The 21,186-nt window shown below is 44.4% G+C and carries 22 protein-coding genes; 15 read left to right on the top strand and 7 right to left on the bottom strand.

Annotated features, from left to right (window positions below; translation table 11 throughout):
- The first annotated feature begins 5 nt into the window (after positions 1-5).
- Entirely contained in the window at positions 6-995 is a 990-nt protein-coding gene (locus tag C1S73_RS18260) for an ABC transporter substrate-binding protein (protein ID WP_102778978.1), read from the top strand.
- Positions 988-1,992 carry a FecCD family ABC transporter permease gene (locus tag C1S73_RS18255; protein ID WP_038869825.1) on the top strand — a complete coding sequence of 335 codons (1,005 nt, stop codon included), beginning with the start codon at positions 988-990 and terminating at the stop codon, positions 1,990-1,992. The genes C1S73_RS18260 and C1S73_RS18255 overlap by 8 nt, the downstream gene beginning before the upstream one ends.
- A gap of 121 nt (positions 1,993-2,113) precedes the next feature.
- Here the strand turns inward: C1S73_RS18255 and C1S73_RS18250 are convergent, their stop codons facing one another.
- Complete coding sequence (locus tag C1S73_RS18250; RefSeq protein WP_038869823.1) at positions 2,114-2,341, bottom strand: PAS factor family protein; 228 nt, start codon at positions 2,339-2,341, stop codon at positions 2,114-2,116.
- 1,166 nt (positions 2,342-3,507) lie between these two features.
- Here C1S73_RS18250 and C1S73_RS18240 point away from each other — a divergent pair.
- Complete coding sequence (locus tag C1S73_RS18240) at positions 3,508-3,690, top strand: hypothetical protein (RefSeq protein ID WP_038869821.1); 183 nt, start codon at positions 3,508-3,510, stop codon at positions 3,688-3,690.
- Positions 3,691-3,807: 117 nt separating this feature from the next.
- Complete coding sequence (locus C1S73_RS18235; protein WP_038869819.1) at positions 3,808-5,073, top strand: RidA family protein; 1,266 nt, start codon at positions 3,808-3,810, stop codon at positions 5,071-5,073.
- A 69-nt stretch (positions 5,074-5,142) separates the two neighbouring features.
- On the opposite strand, the gene rnk is transcribed toward C1S73_RS18235, so the two are convergent.
- Both rnk and C1S73_RS18225 read right to left on the bottom strand, forming a co-directional pair.
- Positions 5,143-5,535 carry a nucleoside diphosphate kinase regulator gene (gene rnk / locus C1S73_RS18230; protein ID WP_038869817.1) on the bottom strand — a complete coding sequence of 131 codons (393 nt, stop codon included), beginning with the start codon at positions 5,533-5,535 and terminating at the stop codon, positions 5,143-5,145.
- Positions 5,536-5,749: 214 nt separating this feature from the next.
- Positions 5,750-6,595: an AraC family transcriptional regulator gene (locus C1S73_RS18225; RefSeq protein ID WP_038869815.1), complete on the bottom strand. Its 846-nt coding sequence runs from the start codon at positions 6,593-6,595 to the stop codon at positions 5,750-5,752.
- 776 nt (positions 6,596-7,371) lie between these two features.
- Here C1S73_RS18225 and ureG point away from each other — a divergent pair.
- On the top strand, positions 7,372-7,995 hold the full coding sequence (gene ureG / locus C1S73_RS18220) for an urease accessory protein UreG (protein ID WP_038869813.1): 624 nt from the start codon (positions 7,372-7,374) through the stop codon (positions 7,993-7,995).
- Between the two features lie 308 nt (positions 7,996-8,303).
- Here the strand turns inward: ureG and C1S73_RS18215 are convergent, their stop codons facing one another.
- Complete coding sequence (locus tag C1S73_RS18215) at positions 8,304-8,510, bottom strand: hypothetical protein (protein WP_038869812.1); 207 nt, start codon at positions 8,508-8,510, stop codon at positions 8,304-8,306.
- A 359-nt stretch (positions 8,511-8,869) separates the two neighbouring features.
- Between C1S73_RS18215 and C1S73_RS18210 the strand changes: the two genes are divergently transcribed.
- Positions 8,870-9,574 carry a carbonic anhydrase gene (locus C1S73_RS18210; protein WP_038869811.1) on the top strand — a complete coding sequence of 235 codons (705 nt, stop codon included), beginning with the start codon at positions 8,870-8,872 and terminating at the stop codon, positions 9,572-9,574.
- Positions 9,575-10,138: 564 nt separating this feature from the next.
- On the opposite strand, the gene ulaG is transcribed toward C1S73_RS18210, so the two are convergent.
- Both ulaG and ulaR read right to left on the bottom strand, forming a co-directional pair.
- Entirely contained in the window at positions 10,139-11,206 is a 1,068-nt protein-coding gene (gene ulaG / locus C1S73_RS18205; RefSeq protein WP_038869810.1) for an L-ascorbate 6-phosphate lactonase, read from the bottom strand.
- 124 nt (positions 11,207-11,330) lie between these two features.
- Positions 11,331-12,086, bottom strand: a complete 756-nt coding sequence (gene ulaR / locus C1S73_RS18200; RefSeq protein ID WP_038869808.1) for an HTH-type transcriptional regulator UlaR — start codon at positions 12,084-12,086, stop codon at positions 11,331-11,333.
- 386 nt (positions 12,087-12,472) lie between these two features.
- Between ulaR and C1S73_RS18195 the strand changes: the two genes are divergently transcribed.
- The 8 genes from C1S73_RS18195 (at position 12,473) to C1S73_RS18160 (ending at position 19,534) form a co-directional block, all read left to right on the top strand.
- A complete protein-coding gene (locus C1S73_RS18195; RefSeq protein WP_005434683.1) occupies positions 12,473-14,233 on the top strand; it encodes a PTS ascorbate-specific subunit IIBC in 1,761 nt (586 codons plus the stop codon).
- Positions 14,234-14,356: 123 nt separating this feature from the next.
- The gene (locus C1S73_RS18190) at positions 14,357-14,833 is read left to right on the top strand and encodes a PTS sugar transporter subunit IIA (protein ID WP_038869807.1); all 477 of its coding nucleotides are present in this window, start codon (positions 14,357-14,359) and stop codon (positions 14,831-14,833) included.
- A 9-nt stretch (positions 14,834-14,842) separates the two neighbouring features.
- Positions 14,843-15,535, top strand: a complete 693-nt coding sequence (locus C1S73_RS18185) for an L-ribulose-5-phosphate 4-epimerase (RefSeq protein ID WP_009696581.1) — start codon at positions 14,843-14,845, stop codon at positions 15,533-15,535.
- A 4-nt stretch (positions 15,536-15,539) separates the two neighbouring features.
- On the top strand, positions 15,540-16,361 hold the full coding sequence (locus C1S73_RS18180) for a Cof-type HAD-IIB family hydrolase (protein WP_005434688.1): 822 nt from the start codon (positions 15,540-15,542) through the stop codon (positions 16,359-16,361).
- A gap of 5 nt (positions 16,362-16,366) precedes the next feature.
- Entirely contained in the window at positions 16,367-17,014 is a 648-nt protein-coding gene (locus C1S73_RS18175; RefSeq protein WP_038869806.1) for a 3-keto-L-gulonate-6-phosphate decarboxylase UlaD, read from the top strand.
- A gap of 8 nt (positions 17,015-17,022) precedes the next feature.
- On the top strand, positions 17,023-17,904 hold the full coding sequence (locus C1S73_RS18170) for an L-ribulose-5-phosphate 3-epimerase (RefSeq protein ID WP_038869805.1): 882 nt from the start codon (positions 17,023-17,025) through the stop codon (positions 17,902-17,904).
- A gap of 183 nt (positions 17,905-18,087) precedes the next feature.
- Positions 18,088-18,516 (top strand): hypothetical protein, encoded by a 429-nt coding sequence (locus C1S73_RS18165; protein WP_038869804.1) that lies wholly within the window; start codon positions 18,088-18,090, stop codon positions 18,514-18,516.
- 151 nt (positions 18,517-18,667) lie between these two features.
- Positions 18,668-19,534 (top strand): glycerol kinase, encoded by an 867-nt coding sequence (locus tag C1S73_RS18160; protein WP_038869803.1) that lies wholly within the window; start codon positions 18,668-18,670, stop codon positions 19,532-19,534.
- 126 nt (positions 19,535-19,660) lie between these two features.
- Here the strand turns inward: C1S73_RS18160 and nagB are convergent, their stop codons facing one another.
- Positions 19,661-20,461, bottom strand: a complete 801-nt coding sequence (nagB, locus tag C1S73_RS18150; protein ID WP_038869802.1) for a glucosamine-6-phosphate deaminase — start codon at positions 20,459-20,461, stop codon at positions 19,661-19,663.
- 374 nt (positions 20,462-20,835) lie between these two features.
- Between nagB and C1S73_RS18145 the strand changes: the two genes are divergently transcribed.
- Entirely contained in the window at positions 20,836-21,087 is a 252-nt protein-coding gene (locus C1S73_RS18145) for a DUF3081 domain-containing protein (RefSeq protein ID WP_038869801.1), read from the top strand.
- Positions 21,088-21,186 lie beyond the last annotated feature (99 nt).

The following is a 21,186-nucleotide window of genomic DNA, read 5'->3' as shown; positions in this document are numbered from 1 at the left end:
TTACCGTGAAAAAAATATGCTTGATGCCGTTGTTTTTATCTGTCTCTGTTTACGCAAACACCAATGCACCGACGGAACCACATTACCCAGTCAGTGTTGAAAGCTGCGGGGACGTGTTGACGTTTGAACAAGCACCAAAACGCGCGGTATTCCAAGACCTCAATATGACGGAAATGGCGTTTGCATTGGGGCTACAACCTAACATGGTGGCGGTAAATGGTATTACAGGTTGGTATCAAGTATCCGATCAGTTCAAGGCAGACTTAGGTGATATTCCCGAAATCTCTGGGCGTTACTTAACGCTAGAACCTTTACTAGAAAAGAATCCAGACTTCCTGTTTGCTGGTTGGAACTACGGTCTTAAATTTGGCTCGGATCTGACGCCACAAAACTTGGCGCACTTTGCTGTAAAGACGCTGGTCCTCAGCGAAAGCTGCGCTCACATCACTAAGAAGAAACAAGAAGCTTCTATGGAACTGCTTTACGGCGATGTCCTTAAGCTGGGCAAAGTCTTTGATAAGAGTGATAAAGCACAGAGCTTAGTCGAGGGCTGGAAGAAAGACCTCAAAGACATAGAGTCAAAGGTAGCCGCTTATCCAACCAAGAAAGTGTTCCTCTACGATTCAGGCATTGATCAGCCCTTTACCAGTGGGCGCTTTGCCATGCCTCATGCGCTGATCAAAGCGGCTGGTGGCGTCAACGTGATGGGCAACGAAAACTTTAGTTGGGGCACCGCGCCATGGGAAAAAGTCGCCATTCATAATCCCGATATGATTATTTTGGTGGATTATGGCAGCTCAGATGATGCAGCGATCAACAGCTCGATAAAAGCTCTGAGTGATAACCCTCTAATGCGCCAAACGAATGCGGTGAAAAATGGTCAATTTTTGCGGTTGAAGTACAGTGAGCTGACGCCAGGTCCCAACAATGTGGTTGCTATCAAGAAGATTGCAGCCAAGCTCCATCCCGAGGCTGGTATCGTGATTAATGAGTAATTCGAATGTAAAGTTTTGGCTTGCTATCGTGGCAAGCCTGATGTTGCTATCGGTCATACTGTTCCTTTCGCTCTCTTACGGAACAATAAACATACCCTTTTCCTCGGTTTATCAGTTTTTTACCTTTGACCACGCCTCGCTACCTGCAATGACCAACGTTATTTTGAGTGAGATTAGAATTCCTAGATTTCTTCTCGCGATTTTAGTTGGTGCTGGGCTTGCTATGGTGGGGGCGCTATTGCAGACCGTGACTAAGAACGACTTGGCTGATCCATTCTTGTTCGGGTTATCTGCAGGTGCATCGGCTGGCGTTGTTGCGGTTATTAGCCATTTCGATTTGGCGTTAGGTCAATGGTCTTTACCTGTGGCAGCATTTGCTGGGGCAACCTTATCGGCGGCTTCGGTCATCCTAGTGTTCTTTCTGCAAAAGTCTCAAGGAGTTGAGCGCCTGATTTTATCTGGATTGGCGGTTTCGTTCCTGTTCAGTGCCATTACTGGATATTTGATTTATACCGGCGATCAACGTTCGGCGAGTAATATTCTCTTTTGGTCGATGGGAGGCTTAGGGCTGGCAAAATGGGAAAATCTGCCGTTTGCCTCTGTTGGGGTTATTTTGCTCGCACTGTTTACCATGTTGCGCTGGCGTTCGCTTGATGCCATGTTGGTGGATGAGGACACCAGTAACTCACTGGGTGTAAGCGTAAAATTCCTCCGCGTGACCGTGTTTATCTTATCGGCACTCTCTACAGCGATCTTTGTCTCTTTAAGCGGCGTGATTGGCTTTGTTGGACTCATCGTGCCGCATCTTGCGAAACCATTTTCCGGACCAAGTCATCGTTATCTATTGCCTTTATGTGCTTTTATTGGCGCGATGCTGCTCTCAGCCAGTGACTTAATGAGCCGAGTGCTGATCCCCGGTCAGGAGTTACCCATAGGTCTGATGACTTCAGCAATTGGATCTATGTTTATTCTGTTTTTCGTACTTAGAAAGAAATAAGGCGAGATAGAATCCCAAGGTCATGGAGATAACTCTGCTATATAAGTCGGCCTCACCGTTTAAAGTGGTGAGGCCGACTTTTTTGGTTAAGGGCGTGAGAAAGCTTATTCCTCGTTATCGATTATTTGTTGCTTAGGATGATTCTTTCCGCATCGCCTACCGCTCTGGTTAAGCTTTGGTTGCTGGACAGTTGACCGGAACTTACTGGACCAAGAACATGGGTATATAGTGCTAACTGCTTCTCGAATGGCAGTTTTAGAGTGTTGTAAAGCTCCTGCCTAATTTGAACATGAGACTCTTGTGGGGCTGAAGATAAGCGTAGTAGGGTTTCATGAATAACAGTTTTCATCTGTTGTTTGTCCTTTTGTTTTCTACGTTGTTAGGGCTTAAATAAAGTAGCACCACCGAGCATGTGCATACTCGGTGGTGGTCGTGTGCATCTATATTGGTTTGGGCGAGATTGCTCGCTTTATCCAAGTTTTAGTGAGTGCTTCAAAGTGAAAGCACTTCTTTTGTTATTTTCTAGCTCAAGAGCTTATTAATTCGGTTGATCACCGTTAGGTTCTGGTGCTGTCTGTCTTTTCTAATTTCGTTAACTAAGGTTTTCCTTAGCCTCGCTTTAGTGACTTCTAATGGAGGGACGTTCAGTGACCCCTTCACTCTGCATGAGATAGTGTCGGGGCAATATATCTCACCTTTGGCTGTATTTCTTAGTAGCCAACGAAAGCAATTTGGACATAACTTATCTGTTTTCTCGTACATATTTTTTTTGGCTTACTATCCGTTAAATAGATAAAAAATTAACACCATTCGAATATAAGCGGATGTTATACCCATCACTGGCGATAGACTTAAACTGACAAATAAAAACGTTATCGAAATTAAACTTGTATTTATTTGAATTTTCACAGTTGTAGAAGAGTAAGCTTGAGTCTAATTCGACAAAGACGTTGTCTTCTGAATCGCAAGAAAAGGAGGTGACATCATCAATAGAATTGAGAAAACTTAATATCTTGTTCCAGTATGTGGCATTGAAGGGCTTTAACCTAATCTCAAAGTCCTCAATCGATGAATAGTCAATCCTTTCTAAGTTCATTTTCTACCTCAAAAAAAGCCCTAACCAAAATTGGATAGGGCTAAGTTGTGCAAGAGCGGAATAAAGTTATTTGTGAGTAGGTTACTCAATTCATATGAGCGAGTGGACTCTATCAAATAGGAGTTTATATCGACAAGTGGGTGTGAAATATTTCTTATTATTTCAAAATATTATGACTTAATTGTTTAATTTATAAAATCAAATGCAAGCCTTTTTCTGTTCTTCTTGGTTTCATTTTATTAATGATATTAGAGATGAAATTTTGAGTAGGAAAAGCTGCATCAAGGCAATGGGAAACTTGAAATGTAAAGCGTGTAAAAATTAAACATAATGCGCGCATGTTGTAATGAATTGCGTCTAAATAATCAGCATAATCTTATAGTTTTACTTACGATGTGATTGTTTGTGAAAGGAGAGGTATGAAAATATTTAGAGGCATATTAATTGATTTAGTCATCCTTGTTGGGGTCCTATCCGGGATGATTACTTTCTCTTTAAATAAAATCGATATATTAGGAACTATTCTGATTATCACCGCTTCTTTGTTGATCTTAGCTCTATTTATCTATGGTTTAAAAGATGGATATAACAGAAGCGGTTAACTCTATTATTATTCTATATTAAATTGCAATGAAATATAGCTGATAGCTCTCCTTTCTAGCCTCAATGATGTTTACGTAAGTTAAATACTTTTATCATTAATTAAAGGTAACATTAAAATGACTGGCACCATTATTAAATGCTCTAGAAACACAGAAACTGCACCACTTAACAGCCATTCAACGCAAAGTGTTGCGTTTTCTCACTACAACAATATCTCCGCTCAACTTCCGATTGATCCTCAAACCAACCAGCTTGTTGACGGTGGTATTCAGGAGCAAGCCAAACAATGTCTTTTGAACATTAAAAGAATTGTAGAGAGCATTGATCATGTAATGGATGATGTCGTTAAGATAAATGTCTACTTGACCAACATTCATGACGTTGAAGAAGTAAACAAGGTGTATGCGACTTTCTTTACTAACCTTCTACCAACACGCACAGTGCTGGCGATTGAGGCGGTGCCTTTTGAAGGAGCGTTACTACAAATGGATGCGCTTATTTCTAATGGAGAGGGGACAATACCCCAAAAGCCATGTGACTTGATCAAGGTGTCGCGTGATACTGATCTAGCACCGACCAATCCGATTTCTACACAAACGGTCGCATTCTCGCACTACAACAACATCTCCGCACAGTTGCCGGTAGATGCAGCGACAGGAGACTTGGTCGAAGGTGGTGTAAAAGAACAAACTCATCAATGTCTGCAAAACATCAAGAACATTCTAGAGAGCATTGATGTTCCGCTAGATGACATCGTAAAAACGACCGTTTACCTGCAAGATCTAGCAGATATTGAATCAGTGAACGAAGTGTACCGTACATTCTTCCCAGATTCGGCGATCGCAAGAGCCGTGGCTTACATGCCTGCTCGCTCGGTTATTCAGGCTTCAGCGCTACCAATGGGCGCAGCAGTGCAAATTGATGCCGTGATTTCTCATGGTGACGGTACGCCTCCTCAAGAAGTTGAAGATCGCCATGGCATTGTGATTAAGGCAAACAACACGCTGAATGCACCTCTTGATGCGCTTGCAACGCAAACTGTGGCGTTTTCTCACTATAACCACATTTCCGCACAACTACCGATGGATGCACTGAACCATGAGCTGGTTCAAGGTGGAGCTAAAGAGCAAGCTGAGCAATGTTTGAAAAACATTAAAGCGATCGTTGAGAGCATCGGTCACGTGATGAATGACGCGGTTAAGGTCAATATTCAAGTGACTGACATCGCTGATATTGATGCAATCAACGAGGTGTACGCCACTTTCTTTGATGGCGATTTGCCAGCAAGAACCGTGATTGCTGTGTCTAACATCGCGCTAGGTGCCAAAGTTCAAATGGATTGTGTTCTGTCAAACGCAGAAGGCACACCGCCACAAGTGTAATCAAAACATAAAGCCATCACTCTGGTTAAGAGTGATGGCTGATGATTGAGTTTATTCGTTGGATTATCTCTACTCTATATTTCTTTCTGGTTGAAAAACGACATCCAAGATCTCAATGGTTTTCTTGTTGCCATTTGGCAGTATCCAATCGATGCGTTGACCGACAGACAGCCCGATAAGTGCCATGCCAATCGGCGCGAGTATGGAGATGTGAGAGTTATCTTTCACTTGGTTTGGGTAAACGAGCTCTTTCTGAATATGCTCTTCCTCACCAAGGAATTTGAACGTCACCTTAGAGTTCATCGTGACAATATTGTTGTCGATCTCGTGTGCATCGACAATCAATGCGCGGTCAATTTCATCTTCTAATTTAAGCAGCTCGTCGGTGAAATTCGGAATGTTATCAAGTAATCGACAGATATTGTTGTAGTCATCAGATGTAACGGTGATCGAATTAGACATAATATTTCCTTAAATCTAATTTTTATGACCCAGCCTTTGAGATGGCTTGGGTATATCGTGAAGTTTTCTAGTGCATAAAGCGAAACACCATACTCCTGAAGGACGAGAGAAAACGTTACCTGGACGCAATGATTGGTGATTTAAATGAAAAGCAAAATAGAGTGAGCAGAAAGCGCAAGGCTTTACGCTCGATCCGTCATCCACTAGAGCGTTGTTAGCTCACATCGTCACTTCTTGTGGAGACAAGTGACGCATCACTGGTCTTCTTAGACTGAGCTCGGAACTGTGATGGCGTTAAGTGATATTTTCTCTTGAAGGCATCACAAAAATAAGCGGCGCTACCAAATCCACAGCGGTTGCTGATCTGTGAAACATTGTAGGAAGTGAACGTTAGCATGTTCAATGCAAGCCCCATTCTTACATCTACCAATAGCTGGCTAAACGACAGGTTCTCTTTCTGCAAATGCCTTCTTAATGTTGAGGTAGAGGTAAACAGCTGCTTGGCGACATCTTGAATTTGCCACTTTCTTTGTGGTTCCTTTGTGATCATTCGTGCGATGACTTCACGTTTGCTTTCTTCGTAATTGAACTGAAAGACATTGAAAACATCGATACCAGATTCGCAAAGAGAGAGCAGTATGAAATATAGCGTTTGTTCTAAAAGCATGATTTTCAAAGCATCTCTACTTAATGAGTCATACACTTCTTTGAGTAGTTGAAAGTTATTGTCCACATCCACTGGTGTTGGGAGTTGATGAGCTACGGTATTTTTGATGAACCTACGCTTTTGAGGAAGTTGAAGTAGCAAGCCTTCTAACATGTCATCGGTCACGATTAACAATTGAATCTGTAATGGTGAGAACGACGATTTCTGAGTCAAATTACACGACAAACAGGTAAATTGAGGGATGATTAAGGTTGACGGGCCATCGATGGTGATTTGTTGTTCATTGATGTAAACGGTGCCTTTTGCGAAGGCGATGTTGACAATGTAGTGATACTCTACGTAAAACTCCTCAAGCTTCACTGGTTTGAACATTTCAATATATCTATATTCCACTATTGCTTATCTCATAATTGGGCTTACTACAGGCAGTAAGTTGGGCTAAAAGAAAAGCATCCATGCGACAGTACAACGCACAGTATAACGCTACTCCTTTGTTCTTTTCATAAATTCATCAAAGAAAGTGTCTTATCTCAGTAATTTGAGCTCAAATCTAAATAGGCGCTATTGATTTTTTATTTAACTTATTGAAAGTAATGAATAATGTTTTTGTTTTTATCAATCATGAAAATTAAGATTACGAGTCAGATAGCTGAATTGAGGATCAATAGCACACCTAGTAATAGTGTTCTTAATGCAGATATGGTGCTTGAAGTATTTTGAACATCTTAGGATGTAGATATGAAGTCACAATGTTCAGATAATTTAGCCTGAATTCTAATTCTAAATTTTATGGGCTGATATCGGAATGGAATGGTGAGGCTTTTATTGTATATTTTGCTTCGAGAGTGGTTAGGAGACATAACCTACCAGTCGAATCATGTAGACATTGTTGATGATAAAAATTGCAAACCTTCGTTATCAATATTTACGGGTTAGTTAGTCAAAAACTTCGCCAATGAGTTTGCCTAATCACTCTCAAACCATTCACAACTCAGTGCCTTATTTAATACTCCAATACTCACTAAAAAAACATCATCTGTTCCTTGATGACTGCCATTCAAAATCATCCTCTTAATTGGTGACTTTCAATAACGTTCGGCTTTTTCATTATTAGCCATTAAATAATTACACATCGAATTTTAACTCCATCCATAATTTGGACAACTCTTATGCAAGAAAACTACAAACAACCTTTGCGAATTGGCGTTGGTGGACCTGTTGGGTCTGGTAAAACGGCATTGCTAGAGGTTCTGTGCAAAACTCTCCGAGATCTTTATCAGATCGCTGTCGTCACTAACGATATCTATACGCAAGAAGATGCAAAGATACTCACTCAGGCAGAAGCCTTAGATGCAGAGCGTATTATTGGGGTCGAGACTGGTGGTTGCCCGCATACCGCGATTAGAGAAGACGCCTCGATGAACCTCGCTGCGGTGGAGGAACTCTCTATGCGGCACAAAAACCTAGACGTGGTATTTATCGAAAGTGGTGGTGACAATCTCAGTGCCACGTTTAGCCCTGAACTGGCTGACTTGATGATCTATGTGATTGATGTATCGGAAGGGGAGAAAATTCCACGCAAAGGCGGACCTGGCATTACACGCTCTGATTTGCTTGTTATCAACAAAATAGACCTTGCGCCTTATGTTGGAGCATCATTAGAGGTCATGGAAGCGGATACCGCTCGAATGCGTCCAGAAAAACCTTATGTGTTTACCAACCTAAAAGAAGGTAAGGGGCTGCAGGAAATCATAGACTTCATTGTCGATAAAGGTATGCTTGAAAAGAGATAGCATCGAAGTACGCCAAAGAAACTGCTGCGTACCATGATGCATGAAGAATTATGTTTATTCGCAGTCGTTTCTATGCCTAATACTCACAATAAGTCGATACTGAAAAAAAGCAGCTTTAAATGATTAAAGCTGCAAAGAATCAATAGCAGGAAAAGTAGATGATTACATCTACGGAAACAAAGTGAAACCAAACAATTGTGTAGTAACGTTTGATGAAAGCTATAGTATATGACTCACGTTCTGTTTCAATGTGTTCAGCTGTGGTTGAAGCTGAATCTAAATACCTGGAGCAGATTATTAAATAGTCCCTACTTCAATAGCCTAATGATGTTCTTGGGCCTTCTTATATAGTCATAAAACTCTTTTGCTTTAAGCCTACCGACTGAAAGTTCAATTTTAAGCTCATTGGCAAGTAATCTTAATGTCGATCGATTAACCATATCTTTACGAGCATTCACTTTATCTAGGTATTCATCCAAGATTTTTTCATCATAAACGTAGATATATTCACTCATAATCGTATGTCCTTTTAAATGATAGTTTTAGTTGGCAATAAACCCTGAATTAGAGTTTGGTTTTTTATGACGAGGTAAATTGATGTCGTTTTAGACGATGTTCGTTTTGCGTTTGGATTATTAAGGTATAAGAATAAGGCTTCAAGCAGTTTTGCTGTGATTCTTGTATGTTGAAATAATCTAGTCTGATGGTGAAATACAAATCTCACTATTAGTTCTGTCCCAAAGTGATTTAAATATTTGTTTAATTTGTTTTTATAAATGTTGAATATGGGTGTGCTTGCATTTATCTGACACTGCAATGACTTTGAGGTTTTACTAATTATCTGATTTTTAATAATTTATTAAATGAGGATAAGATGAAGAAATCACTGTTAGCGATTGGCCTTTTATTAAGTTCTGCAGCACATGCTGAGCATTGGGGATACGAAGGCGAGAATGGGCCTGAGTTTTGGGGTAAATTCTCTGAAGATTGTCAGCAAGGTAAGAACCAAAGTCCTGTTAATATCCAATCAACCGTGTTGGGTATTATGGATGAAATACACATCAACTATTTAGGTCATGCCGTTTCAGCTATTGATAATGGTCATACTCTGCAAGCCAGTGTTGAGGGCAATAATACGCTACTGGTTGACGATAAAAAGTACACGCTTTCTCAATTTCACTTCCATACGCCATCTGAAAACCACATCAACGGAGAAGAGTACCCGCTAGAGGCGCACTTTGTTCATGCCGATAAGGATGGCAATCTAGCGGTTGTGGCAGTCTTCTATAAGCTAGGAGATGAAAACCCAACACTGGAGAAGTTGCTAAACCATGACTTTAAAAAAGGCAAAACAACCAGCTTTGAACCCGTGAGCATCAAGTCTCTTGTTCCTTCTAAGCACAGCTACTACCGATTCAATGGTTCGTTAACGACACCTCCGTGTTCTGAAGGTGTTCGTTGGTTGGTACTAAAAGAGGTTCAAACGGTATCTGCAGCGCAAGTGAAAGCGTTTATGGACATCATGGGTAAGAACAATCGCCCTATCCAGCCGATTAACGCTCGACTCATTATCAACTAACCCATTAATGACGAACCGAAGTTTGACGCAGTTTGCGTGCTATCTGAGATTAACGGTTGTCTAAACGAAAAAAGGACTCTTAGTGAGTCCTTTTTGATATTAAAAATAAGAGCATACATCAAGTGGAACTCAAGTGTCTGATGGGTACTCCATCCTTGGAGATTTGACACTTAAGCGACATCGAACGCAGTCACACATTGCACTCGGATGTACTAACCGAAACCAATTTAACATTGGACTTGTAAGCAGTACATCAAATGATTTTTGTCGATTAAAGATGTCTAAGTAGCTAAATTTTAAGTGGTTTATCTTCGAGGTTTTAGATGGATATTGTGGATATTGAGCGTAAGTTAGAGCGAAGTTGGCATTTATTAGAATGCTTGTAGATGTACGCTAGCGTCTGGGGTTTTTGAGAGCGTTAGTCTCTCTGAAAGCTCTCCTACTTATAGATAGCGAATGTTAATCGTCGCATAAAATGCGCTCTGTATAATCTGAAGTTTCTGCAATAAAAAAGGACTCAATTGAGAGCCCTTTTGGTTTTCGCTGTCTGACGTTGCGACGGAATTACAAGAACGCTTTGTATGGCAATTCTGGTTCGTTTTTGAAGATATCGCTAAAGCCACGGAAGTGTTGGTAGTGCATGCGACCTTTATCGGTTGGGAAGGTGTATTTGCCCCCAACTTGCCAAAAGAACGGTGCGAACTTGTATTGCAGACGGTCTTTCTTCATGTTCCACAACACTTCGATTTCGCGTGGGTCGTTTTGGAAGTTAGCCCAAATATCGTGGTGGAATGGCATCACGACATCACAATTCAACGATTCTGCTGCGCGTAGGATGTCAGAAGATGTCATCTTGTCAGTCACGCCGCGTGGGTTTTCACCGAATGACAACAGTGCCACGTCGATTTGGTATTCGTTGCCGTGCGCTGCGTAGTAGTTTGAGTAGTGTGAGTCACCAGAGTGGTAAATCGAGCCCCCTGACGTTTCAATCAGGTAGTTCACCGCGCGTTTGTCCATGCCGTCGAGGATTTCTTTATCGTAAGACGAAGTGCCCTCTGGCAGCGTTACAAGTGCAGTGCGGTCGAATGAATCCAGTACGCGGATCTTCATGTCGCCGACTTCAAGTACATCGCCCACTTTTGCGACTATACAACGCTCTTCTGGCACGCCCCAGCCCATCCATAAATCGACACACGCTTGTGGGCCGATGAACTTCACGTGGTCACCACAGTTTTGCAGTACCGCTGCCGCGACGTTCACGTCGATATGGTCAGCATGGTCATGGGATGCCATCACAGCGTCGATCTCTTTGATAGCAAATGGGTCAAGCGGGAAGATAGCAGTACGTAAGTTTGGTTGCAGCGCTTCGACACCGCCCATACGCATCATTTGGTGCTGGTTCTTCATGAAGGCATTCTTTTGCGTCTTTTTACCCGTACCACACCAGAAGTCGATAGAGATGTTGGTGTTGCCCTCACTCTTCAACCAGATACCTGTACAACCTAGCCACCACATCGAGAATGTATTTGGTTCTACCACCGTATTTTCGATCTCTTCGTTTAACCAGGTACCCCACTCAGGGAATGTATTTAGGATCCAAGATTCACGAGTGATTTCATTTACTTTACTCATAGCAACACCTTTTTGTTTCACAATTTTTATTAAATTTGGGATGTAGGGAGCCGAGCGCCTTAATTTGTGGTTAAGGCACTGAGCTGAATTATTTTTATTTATTTGAGAAAGAGGCTAGGGCGCGTTAGACCAGAATGACCTGTGTCCCTTTTGCTTCTATCGCTTTGATGACCTCTGGGTTGGCGTTTTTGCCTGTGATCAGAATGTCGATTTTCTCGGTAGGACAGAACAACATGCCCGTTCTGTGACCCACTTTGGAGCTGTCTACCACGACGACGAGCTTGTCGATTTGCTCAAGCATTTGCTGCTCTGCCACTGCAGTTAACATGTCGGCTTTGTAGAGTCCGGCTTCGGTTAACCCTTTACCCGAGGTGAACATCCAATTGCCTGCGTAACTGCCAAGCGAGTTGGGCGCCGGATTTAAGAACAGTTTTTGTGAACGGTTGTATTGACCGCCAATGATGATCACATCGTCATGGTCTTCATTGATCAGGTAGCTTGCCAATGGGAAGTAGTTGGTGACGATCTGCACGTCTTGCCCACACAACTTCTGCCCAAGTAGGAAAGCGGTCGAACCGCAGTTAATGACCACGCTGTCGCCAGGCTGACAAAGCTCAGCGGCTTGCATCGCAATCAAGGATTTTTCTTCGTAATACTCAGTGCTGTTGATGTTCAGCGGTGACCATTTTTTCTTTTCTGCTTCGACGCGTTCTGCGCCGTTGCGTACTTTGCGTAGTTTGCCTAGCTCATCCAGCTTAGATATATCACGGCGAGCCGTAGCTGGAGAGACGTTAAAGCTCTCAATAATGTGTGAGACGTTAATCGTCTGATTTTCTTCTAGTAAAGACAGAATGCCATTGTGTCTTTGTACTTCATTCATACCCATCACCCTATTTGATTCAAATTCACCGAAATGTGTATCTAGTGATTATTTGGTGATTACTTGTGATTTGTTTTGATTCTATTAATCACGCTCTTGATTGTCAAATTCAAGACTGATGAAAATCTGAACCTCATCACAAGAATTTATAAGTTGTTGTATTTATTAATTATTTAATTTTCATGTGTGATCCGCTTACCATTTGTAGGGTTTTTTGGAGAGCAAAATTGATAAATATCAAAATAATCACAAATGAGCATTGCGTGATTACTTTTGATTGTTAGAGTTTATTTCGTGAGCAAAAACTGAGTAGATTCTACGACATCAGATGGAATCACTCTGACCTACATACGATTACAAATAAAAAACACTCTAGGGGTAAAGATATGGAGTTCTTGTACGACATCTTCTATATTTTTTACAGCCAAGTTATGACCAAAGCCCCACTACTGCTGGGTTTGGTAACATGCATTGGCTATTGGTTGCTGAGAAGAGACGCCACCACCATCATTAAAGGTTCCATCAAAACGATCGTGGGTTTCATGCTGGTTCAAGTGGGTGCGGGCACCCTAGTTGCTGGCTTCAAACCTGTGATCTCCAAACTTTCCGAATACCACGGGCTAACCGGCTCGGTCATTGACCCTTACACCTCCATGATGTCTACCATGGAAGCGATGGGCGACAACTACTCTTGGGTGGGTTACGCCGTTCTATTGGCATTAGGTATCAACATCCTCTTGGTACTGTTCCGCCGCTACACGGGTATCCGCACCATCATGCTGACTGGTCACATCATGTTCCAGCAAGCAGGTCTGATTGCCGTGTTCTACTTTGTGCTTGGCGCAAGCATGTGGGAAACCATCATTTACTCTGCGGTGTTAATGGCGCTGTACTGGGGTATCTCCTCCAACATCATGTTCAAGCCAACTGAAGAAGTCACCGGCGGGGCGGGTTTCTCTATTGGTCACCAACAACAGGTCGCGTCTTGGATTGCAACAAAAGTCGCGCCAAAACTGGGTGATAAGAACGACAGCGTTGACCACCTAGAACTGCCTAAATGGCTACACATCTTCCACGACAGCATCGCAGCAACGGCGATCGTCATGACGGTGTTCTTCGGCATTATTCTGCTTTCATTCGGTCTTGATAACCTTCAAGAAATGGCGGGCACCACACACTGGACTATCTACATCTTAGAAACGGGTCTGAAATTCGCTGTGGCGATTCAGGTGATTGTTGCCGGTGTACGTATGTTCGTTGCTGAGCTGTCTGAAGCGTTCAAAGGCATCTCTGAGCGCGTGATTCCAAATGCGGTATTGGCGATTGACTGTGCGGCTATCTACGCATTCTCTCCAAACGCAATGGTATTTGGTTTCATGTGGGGCGCGCTGGGTCAGTTCGCTGCAGTACTGGCGATGTTGGCATTCGATGCGCCAATCATGATCATCCCTGGCTTCATTCCAATGTTCTTCTCTAACGCGACCATCGGCGTATTTGCTAACCACTTCGGTGGCTGGAAAGCGGTGATGAAGATCTGTTTCGTGATGGGCATCATCGAGGTACTAGGTTCTGCTTGGGCTATCCACCTATTTAGCCAACACGGCACAGAATTCAACGGCTGGATGGGCATGGCGGACTGGGCGCTTGTATTCCCACCAATCATGCAAGGTCTGTCTGCATCGAAAATGTTCTTCTTCGTTCTTGTTGGTCTGTCTCTGGTTTACATGTTCTTCGCTTCTCGCAAGCTACGTGCTGAAGAAGACGCGCAAGGCACAGTAGAAATCAGTGAAGAACCAGAAGTGATTGAAGCGGTAGAGCAAGCAATCAAAGCGAGTGACGGTCTGCGCCCAGTCAGCATCCTAGCGGTATGTGGTAACGGTCAAGGCTCATCGATGATGATGAAAATGAAGATCGGCAAATACCTAGAGAAGAAAGGCATTCCTCACGTGATGGACTCATGCGCAGTGTCGGACTACAAGTCGAAGCTTGCGAGCACAGACATCATCGTATCGTCGAAGCACCTGTCTGCAGAGATGGAACCAGGCGAAGGCAAGTTTGTACTCGGGGTGCAAAACATGCTTAACCCTAACTCCTTCGGGGACGAGCTACTCGACATCATCAATAAAAACTTTGTACCAGCAAAATAAAACAACATGACCAAATACTTCTCTCAATGAAGAGATAAGAAACCAATAACAAACAACGGATAACAACAGCGGTGCCGGGCTTCGGAAAGCCAAAGTCACGGCACCCAAACTGGAGATAGAACAATGGGATTAAAACAATCACTGATCGACAACAACTCAATCAAACTGCAAGCGCAGGCGTCGAATTGGCGTGAAGCCATCAAGATTGGTACGGACATGTTGATTGCCTCTGGTGCGATTCAGCCTTCTTACCACGACGCCATCATCAGCAGCGTGGAAGAGTTAGGTCCTTACATCTGCATCGCGCCTAACTTGGCACTGCCACACGCACGACCAGAAAACGGCGTGATTCGTACTGCTTTCGCACTGGTTACGCTAGAAGAGCCAATCTACTTTGAAGGCGAAGACGAGCCAGTTGATGTGCTAATCACGCTAGCGGGCAGCTCTTCCGATGAGCACATGGAAGGTCTGATGGAAGTGACCCAAGTGTTGGATGATGAAGACAGCGAAACGGGCGTGGATTTGGACAAGCTTCGCCGTTGCCGCAGCAAAACCGATGTATTCAAAGTGATTGATGAAGCTCTGGCTGTTACTGCTTAAGGAGGAATCATGTACAGCGAACTGAAACAACGTGTGCTCGAAGCCAACCTCAAACTGCCGAAATACGGCTTGGTGACCTTCACTTGGGGCAACGTGTCTGAGATTGACCGCGAGCGCGGCGTGATTGCGATTAAACCGTCGGGGGTGGAATACGATGGCATGCGCGCTGAGCACATTGTGGTGGTCGATTTAGACGGCAATGTGGTGGAAGGCAACATGAATCCATCCAGCGATACCGCGACCCACATTGAGATCTACAAAGCGTTCCCACAAGTGGGCGGCGTGGTGCACACCCACTCACGCAGCGCAACGATTTGGGCGCAAGCAGGGATTGATATTCCTGCGCTGGGCACGACTCATGCCGACTACTTCTACGGTGACATTCCATGTACTCGCAAGCTCTCACAACGCGAAATTGCCGAAGAGTACGAGAAGAACACTGGCTTAGTGATAGTGGAAGAGTTTCGTCAACGCCGCATCGATCCAATGGCAGTGCCAAGCGTGATTGTAGCAGGGCATGCGCCTTTCTCTTGGGGCACTAACGCCGATGATGCCGTGCACAACGCAGTGGTATTGGAAGAGATTTCTGCCATGGCATTAGCAACACGTTCACTCAACAGTGGCATCAAGATCCAGCCTGAGCTTTCAGACAAACACTACCTGCGTAAGCACGGTGAAAACGCCTACTACGGGCAGAGGTAACGACATGTACAAAGTGCTTGCTTTAGATTTAGACGGAACCGTCCTCACCGATGACCACAGCATTCACCCTGAGGTGAAAAAAGCGATTCAAGAAGCGCAGCAGAAGTGTCACGTGGTGATTGTCACCGGACGCCATCACACCGCGGCACGCCCGTATTACGATGAGTTGGGTCTTACCACGCCTATCATCTGCTGCAACGGCACTTATGTTTATGACTACCACAATGACCGAGTGCTCAAGCACAACTCCATCGATAAGGAAGACGCGCTGACGTTCATCGCCTTGGCGAAGGAGTTTCAGGTCAAGATGGTGATGTACGTAACCGATGCCATGACGTACTCAAACTACAACCCAATTCACTACATGGAAGCGTTGGAAAAGTGGGCGAAAACCGCGCCTGAGCATCTCCAACCAAAGATCTACAAAATCGACTCGTTCAGCGAAGAAGTGCGCAATACCGAGTTCGTGTGGAAATTCGTGGTGGAAGGCTTACCAAGCTCGGTAGAACGCTTGATTGAAAACCCATGGGTGAAAGAGAAATTTAACGGCGAACGCTCGTGGTCGAATCGCATCGACTTCGCAGCAAAAGGCAACAGCAAAGGCTTAAGACTGGCGGAATACGTTTCTGAGCTGGGTTATCACCCGAATCATGTCATTGCCGTGGGCGATAACCACAATGATATTTCCATGCTCCGTTACGCCGGATTAGGCGTTGCCATGAATAACGCAGACGAGACGGTACGTTCAAGCGCCCGTTTGGTGTGCGAAACCGATAACAATAACGACGGCTTAGCTCGTCTGATACGTGAAAAAATTCAAGGATAAGCATCATGACTAAACCAATGATTCAAATCGCTCTAGACCAAACTAACTTAACTGACGCCGTGGCGGTTGCAAGCAATGTACACAGCTACGTCGATGTGATTGAAGTGGGCACCATTCTCGCGTTCGCAGAAGGGATGAATGCGGTCTCGACGCTGCGTAAGAACCACCCAGACCATATTCTGGTGTGTGATATGAAAACCACTGATGGTGGCACGATTTTGTCTCGCATGGCGTTTGAAGCTGGCGCTGATTGGATTACGGTTTCAGCCGCAGCGCACATTGCGACCATCGAAGCGTGTAAGAAAGTCGCGGATGAGTTTAGCGGCGAAATCCAAATCGAAATCTACGGCAACTGGACGATGGAAGATGCGCAAGCGTGGGTGGATCTCGGTATCACTCAAGCGATTTACCACCGTTCTCGCGATGCAGAGTTGGCAGGGATTGGTTGGACAGACGCTGACATCAACAAGATGCGTCAACTCTCTGAGCTAGGTATCGAGCTCTCTATCACTGGTGGCATCGTGCCAGAAGATATCTATCTGTTTGAAGGCATCAAAGCGAAAACCTTTATCGCAGGTCGCGCATTGGCGGGCGACAGAGGACAAGAGAGCGCAGAAGCATTGAAAGCGCAAATCGACCGTTACTGGAACTAGGGGGCGACATGTATCAGAACCTACAACGTCATCGTGTTGGCTTGTATGAGAAAGCGTTACCGAACGAGTTGAGTTGGGAAGAAAAGCTCAGCGTGACCAAAGAGTTGGGCTTCGACTTTCTTGAGATCTCGGTGGACGAATCTGACGAGCGCCGCAGCCGCTTAGATTGGGATGACGAGACGATTTACACTCTGCGTCACCAGTGTGAACGATACGGCATGCCATTGCAGTCGATGTGTTTGAGCGCGCACCGCAAGTTCCCGTTTGGCTCGGCTGATCCGAAGATCCGAGACCAAGCTGTGCTGCACATGGAAAAGGCGATCGCATTGGCGTACAAACTTGGCATCCGTACCATTCAATTAGCTGGCTACGATGTGTATTACGAGCCAGCAAACCGTGCCACGCATTTGCGTTTTATTGAAGGTATGAAGGAAGCGGCGAAACTGGCAGAGCGCGCAGGTGTGATGCTTGCTGTTGAAATCATGGACACCGATTACCTCAACTCATTGAGTAAGTTCGAAGTGCTCAATCGCGAAGTGAATTCGCCGTATTTCACTGCTTATCCAGACGTGGGCAATATCTCTGGTTGGAACTATGACGTGTGTACTGAGCTGAAATTGAGTAAGCCACACATTACCCAAATCCACCTTAAAGACACGTATCGCGTGACGCCGGAATACAAAGGTCAGTTCCGCGATCTGGTGATTGGCGATGGTGAAGTGAACTTCGATGCCATCTTCCGCACACTCAAAGAGACAGACTGCGTCGTGCCATTGGTGATTGAGATGTGGGCGCAAGATGAACATTGGCGTGCGCACATTCAAACTGCCCAGCAGCGCTTAAATCAAGCGTGTGATCATGCGGAATTACCAAGGTTGTTTGCCGCATAATTCTTTCTGGGTCGTATAGACACTTACATGCTCCGGTGCTCGTTATTGGGCACCGTTTTCCCATCGTGGGAACGTGCAGTTTTTAACCCTCGTGAAAACTGCACTCTTTCGTTTCATTGGTTGACTTACCATCAGGGTTGGCGCAAAGTTGCGCTTTGTCGTTATGAAACCCCGTTAATCTGAATGAAATTACTCCATCTGCAACTTTTCTGGTACGAAAAACATCACACCCTATTGGAGATGGAAGACCTGCCAATTCTCACCCTAGCTCAAGAACAAGAACTGCGTGAGTGGGCGAAAACACGCCGCAAAATCCTCAGCTACGAAGTGCATCAACAGCCTTGGGTAAAAGTGAATGTAGACGGTTTCTCGTCGATTTTAGAGCTTAAACCAAATGGTACGCTGGTGGAAAAAGACTTGTTCAGCGAGCGTGGTTTGCAGGGTTTATGGAAGGTCAGCGACGGCTTCTTGTTCATCAAAGTCATCAGCGGTGAATTCATCGTCGAATACCAAATCGTTGGTCACACCGAAAACAATGTCCACAGCGGTATCGAATACATCAACGGCAAAATCAGCACCTACAGTAAATTTGCCAAACTCGCGAATAATTAAGCCGATTCAATTCGATGTAGAGAAAGGAGCCAAAGTGCTCCTTTTTTGTTGTGGATAGAAAATCCCAACTATTCTTACTTCAAGCAATGAAATCAATGCGTTAATATCCAAGTCATTACCTTATTTCAAACAGTAGCAGGAGGCATGAATCGTGTCTGAAAAAATATCGACGTCGGCGCTGGCAAAAATGCGTCAGATAGAAGCCAAGCTGCTGTTTGCTGATCTGAAACGTGCAGGCTACATCGTTCGCCAAGACGAGAAATGGATTTTGACCGAAGAGGGCGCCAAGTTCGGCGGTGAGTATGTCGATCACCCTAAATTCGGGCAATTTATTGTTTGGCCGACCAACTTGCACATCGAGCTTGCTGCAACGTCTGGCAAAACCTACAGCGCAACCCAGTTGGGCGAGAAGCTGAAGCTCAATGCCAAGCGCATGAACCAGCTGTTAAGTGAATTAGGCTGGATCAGCAAATCCGAAGAAGGTTGGAGTTTAACCGAAGCCGGAATCCGCGCAGGTGGTCAACAGAGAGCCGATAAAGAGTCGCAGAACACCTTTGTGGTGTGGCACGACGTAGTGCTGCGTAACAAGCGACTCAAGCAGTCTGTGATTGAGTTTTTAGGACAAGATGCCGAGTCCCATTCCACAGATAAGTCGTTTTCTAGTTTTCGCCAGAAGTTTGAAGCTAAGCACCGCACTTTAGATGGGCATTATGTTCGTTCTAAAGGAGAACTGCTTATCGATAACTGGCTGTATTTGGCTGGTGTGGTGCATGCTTACGAGCGCCAACTGCCGATCGACCAAGACGTGACAAGCGATTTCTACCTACCAGGCGGCAAAGTCTATTTGCAGTTTTGGGGCAGCGATTCTGGCGAGATGTTAGAAGCGGAGCGAGAGAAGATTCGTGCGGTTTACGAGCAGCATAACTTCAACCTCATTGAGGTCGAACTGAGTGAGTTAGATAAGCTCGATGAGGTATTGCCGAAACGTCTGCGCCAGTTTGGTATTCAAGCTTATTAAACGCCTCGCTAACGGTTGTTTAAATTCCTACACCTTCAAACCTGCCAGTCTTTAAAAACGAAAAAACCCGTGATGACTCACGGGTTTTGTGTATTCAGCGTTTATCTTTGGTTGTTACCCGAAGGATTAGAAACCTTTGATGTTTTCCGCTTCTAGCTCAGAGAAGTACTTAACTGTCTTCACTTTAAGCTCTTGTTGTGACGGCTCATCACAAACGATCACTGCTTTAGGGTGTAGTTGAAGTGCAGAAACCGTCCATAGGTGGTTTACGCTGCCTTCTACTGCTGCTTGTAGAGCAAGTGCTTTGTTGTGACCTGTTACTAGGATCATCACTTCTTGAGCGTCTAGTAGCGTACCAACACCGATAGTTAGTGCGTACTTAGGAACTTGGTTGATGTCGCCATCGAAGAAACGAGAGTTCGCGATACGAGTGTCTTCAGTTAGTGTCTTGATGCGAGTGCGAGAAGACAGAGAAGATGCTGGCTCGTTGAATGCGATGTGACCGTCGTTACCTACGCCGCCCATGAATAGGTTGATCTTGCCGTAAGACTTGATTTTGTCTTCGTAGCGTTGGCATTCCGCTTCGTGATCTTCCGCGTTACCGTTAAGAAGGTTGATGTTCGCTTCTTGGATGTTTACGTGGTTGAAGAAGTTGGTGTACATGAATGAACGGTATGATTCTGGGTGATCCGCAGGGATACCGATGTATTCGTCCATGTTGAAAGTCACTACGTGTTCGAAGCTCACTTCACCAGCTTGGTAAAGTTCAATCAATGCTTTGTAAGTTGCTAGAGGAGTGCCACCTGTAGGTAGACCCAGAACGAACGGACGCTCAGCAGTTGGTTTGAAGTCGTTGATGCGCTTAGCGATGTGTGCTGCTGCCCACTTGCCTACTTGTGCTGCTTGAGCTAACGGGATAAGTCTCATTTTGTGCCCCTAGTTATTGGAATTTAAGATGTTCTGAAACATTAATTCGCATTATAAAATAAGTAATATTGAACTGCTATTGTTTTAGGTCAAAAATTTGCTTTTTCTTTAACCAATGTTGCTTTTCTGGGCGATTTTTACGTTTGCTTCGAGTTGAATCTATGCAAAGCCGTGAAGCAAGCCTAGTTGATTAGCATGTAAAATTTATGACTGAAATTAAGTTTTTTGGCTGAACGAGCGAGCCGAATTGAATGGAGTTGCGTAGGAGAAAGGGAAGAAAAATGCCGAAGTTATGATCTCACGCAATCTATGGTGTGGCACGGCGTTTCTTCCTTATCCATACTTTAAGTGTGTTTATTGCTGAGGGAATCGCAATGAAAAACGAATTAGACGCAACCAAAGTGCTCCAAGCATACGAATGTGTGATGAACAATGGCACGCCTACTGAGTTTGGCAAGATGTATGAAGGGATAGAGGCCTGTTCTGATTACGATGGGTATAACGTGTTTCTGAGGGGCAATGGTGTGGAGCTTACGGTGGGGTTCCACAACACCTATCATTTGGAATATGACCAAGAGCATCTGAAAGACAGCTTCTTGAAGAAGGTAGCCATGTTGGCGAAATAATCGCTCGCCAAATAGTTGTTCGGAAAAAATGAAAAGCCCTTAGGAATGTCACCTTCGGGCTTTTGGAAAAGAAATGGTTTTGCAACACCACCAAGTTGT

Source organism: Vibrio jasicida 090810c, from assembly GCF_002887615.1.
Taxonomy (GTDB): Bacteria; Pseudomonadota; Gammaproteobacteria; order Enterobacterales; family Vibrionaceae; genus Vibrio; species Vibrio jasicida.
This window is presented reverse-complemented; position numbering and strand designations above follow the sequence as displayed.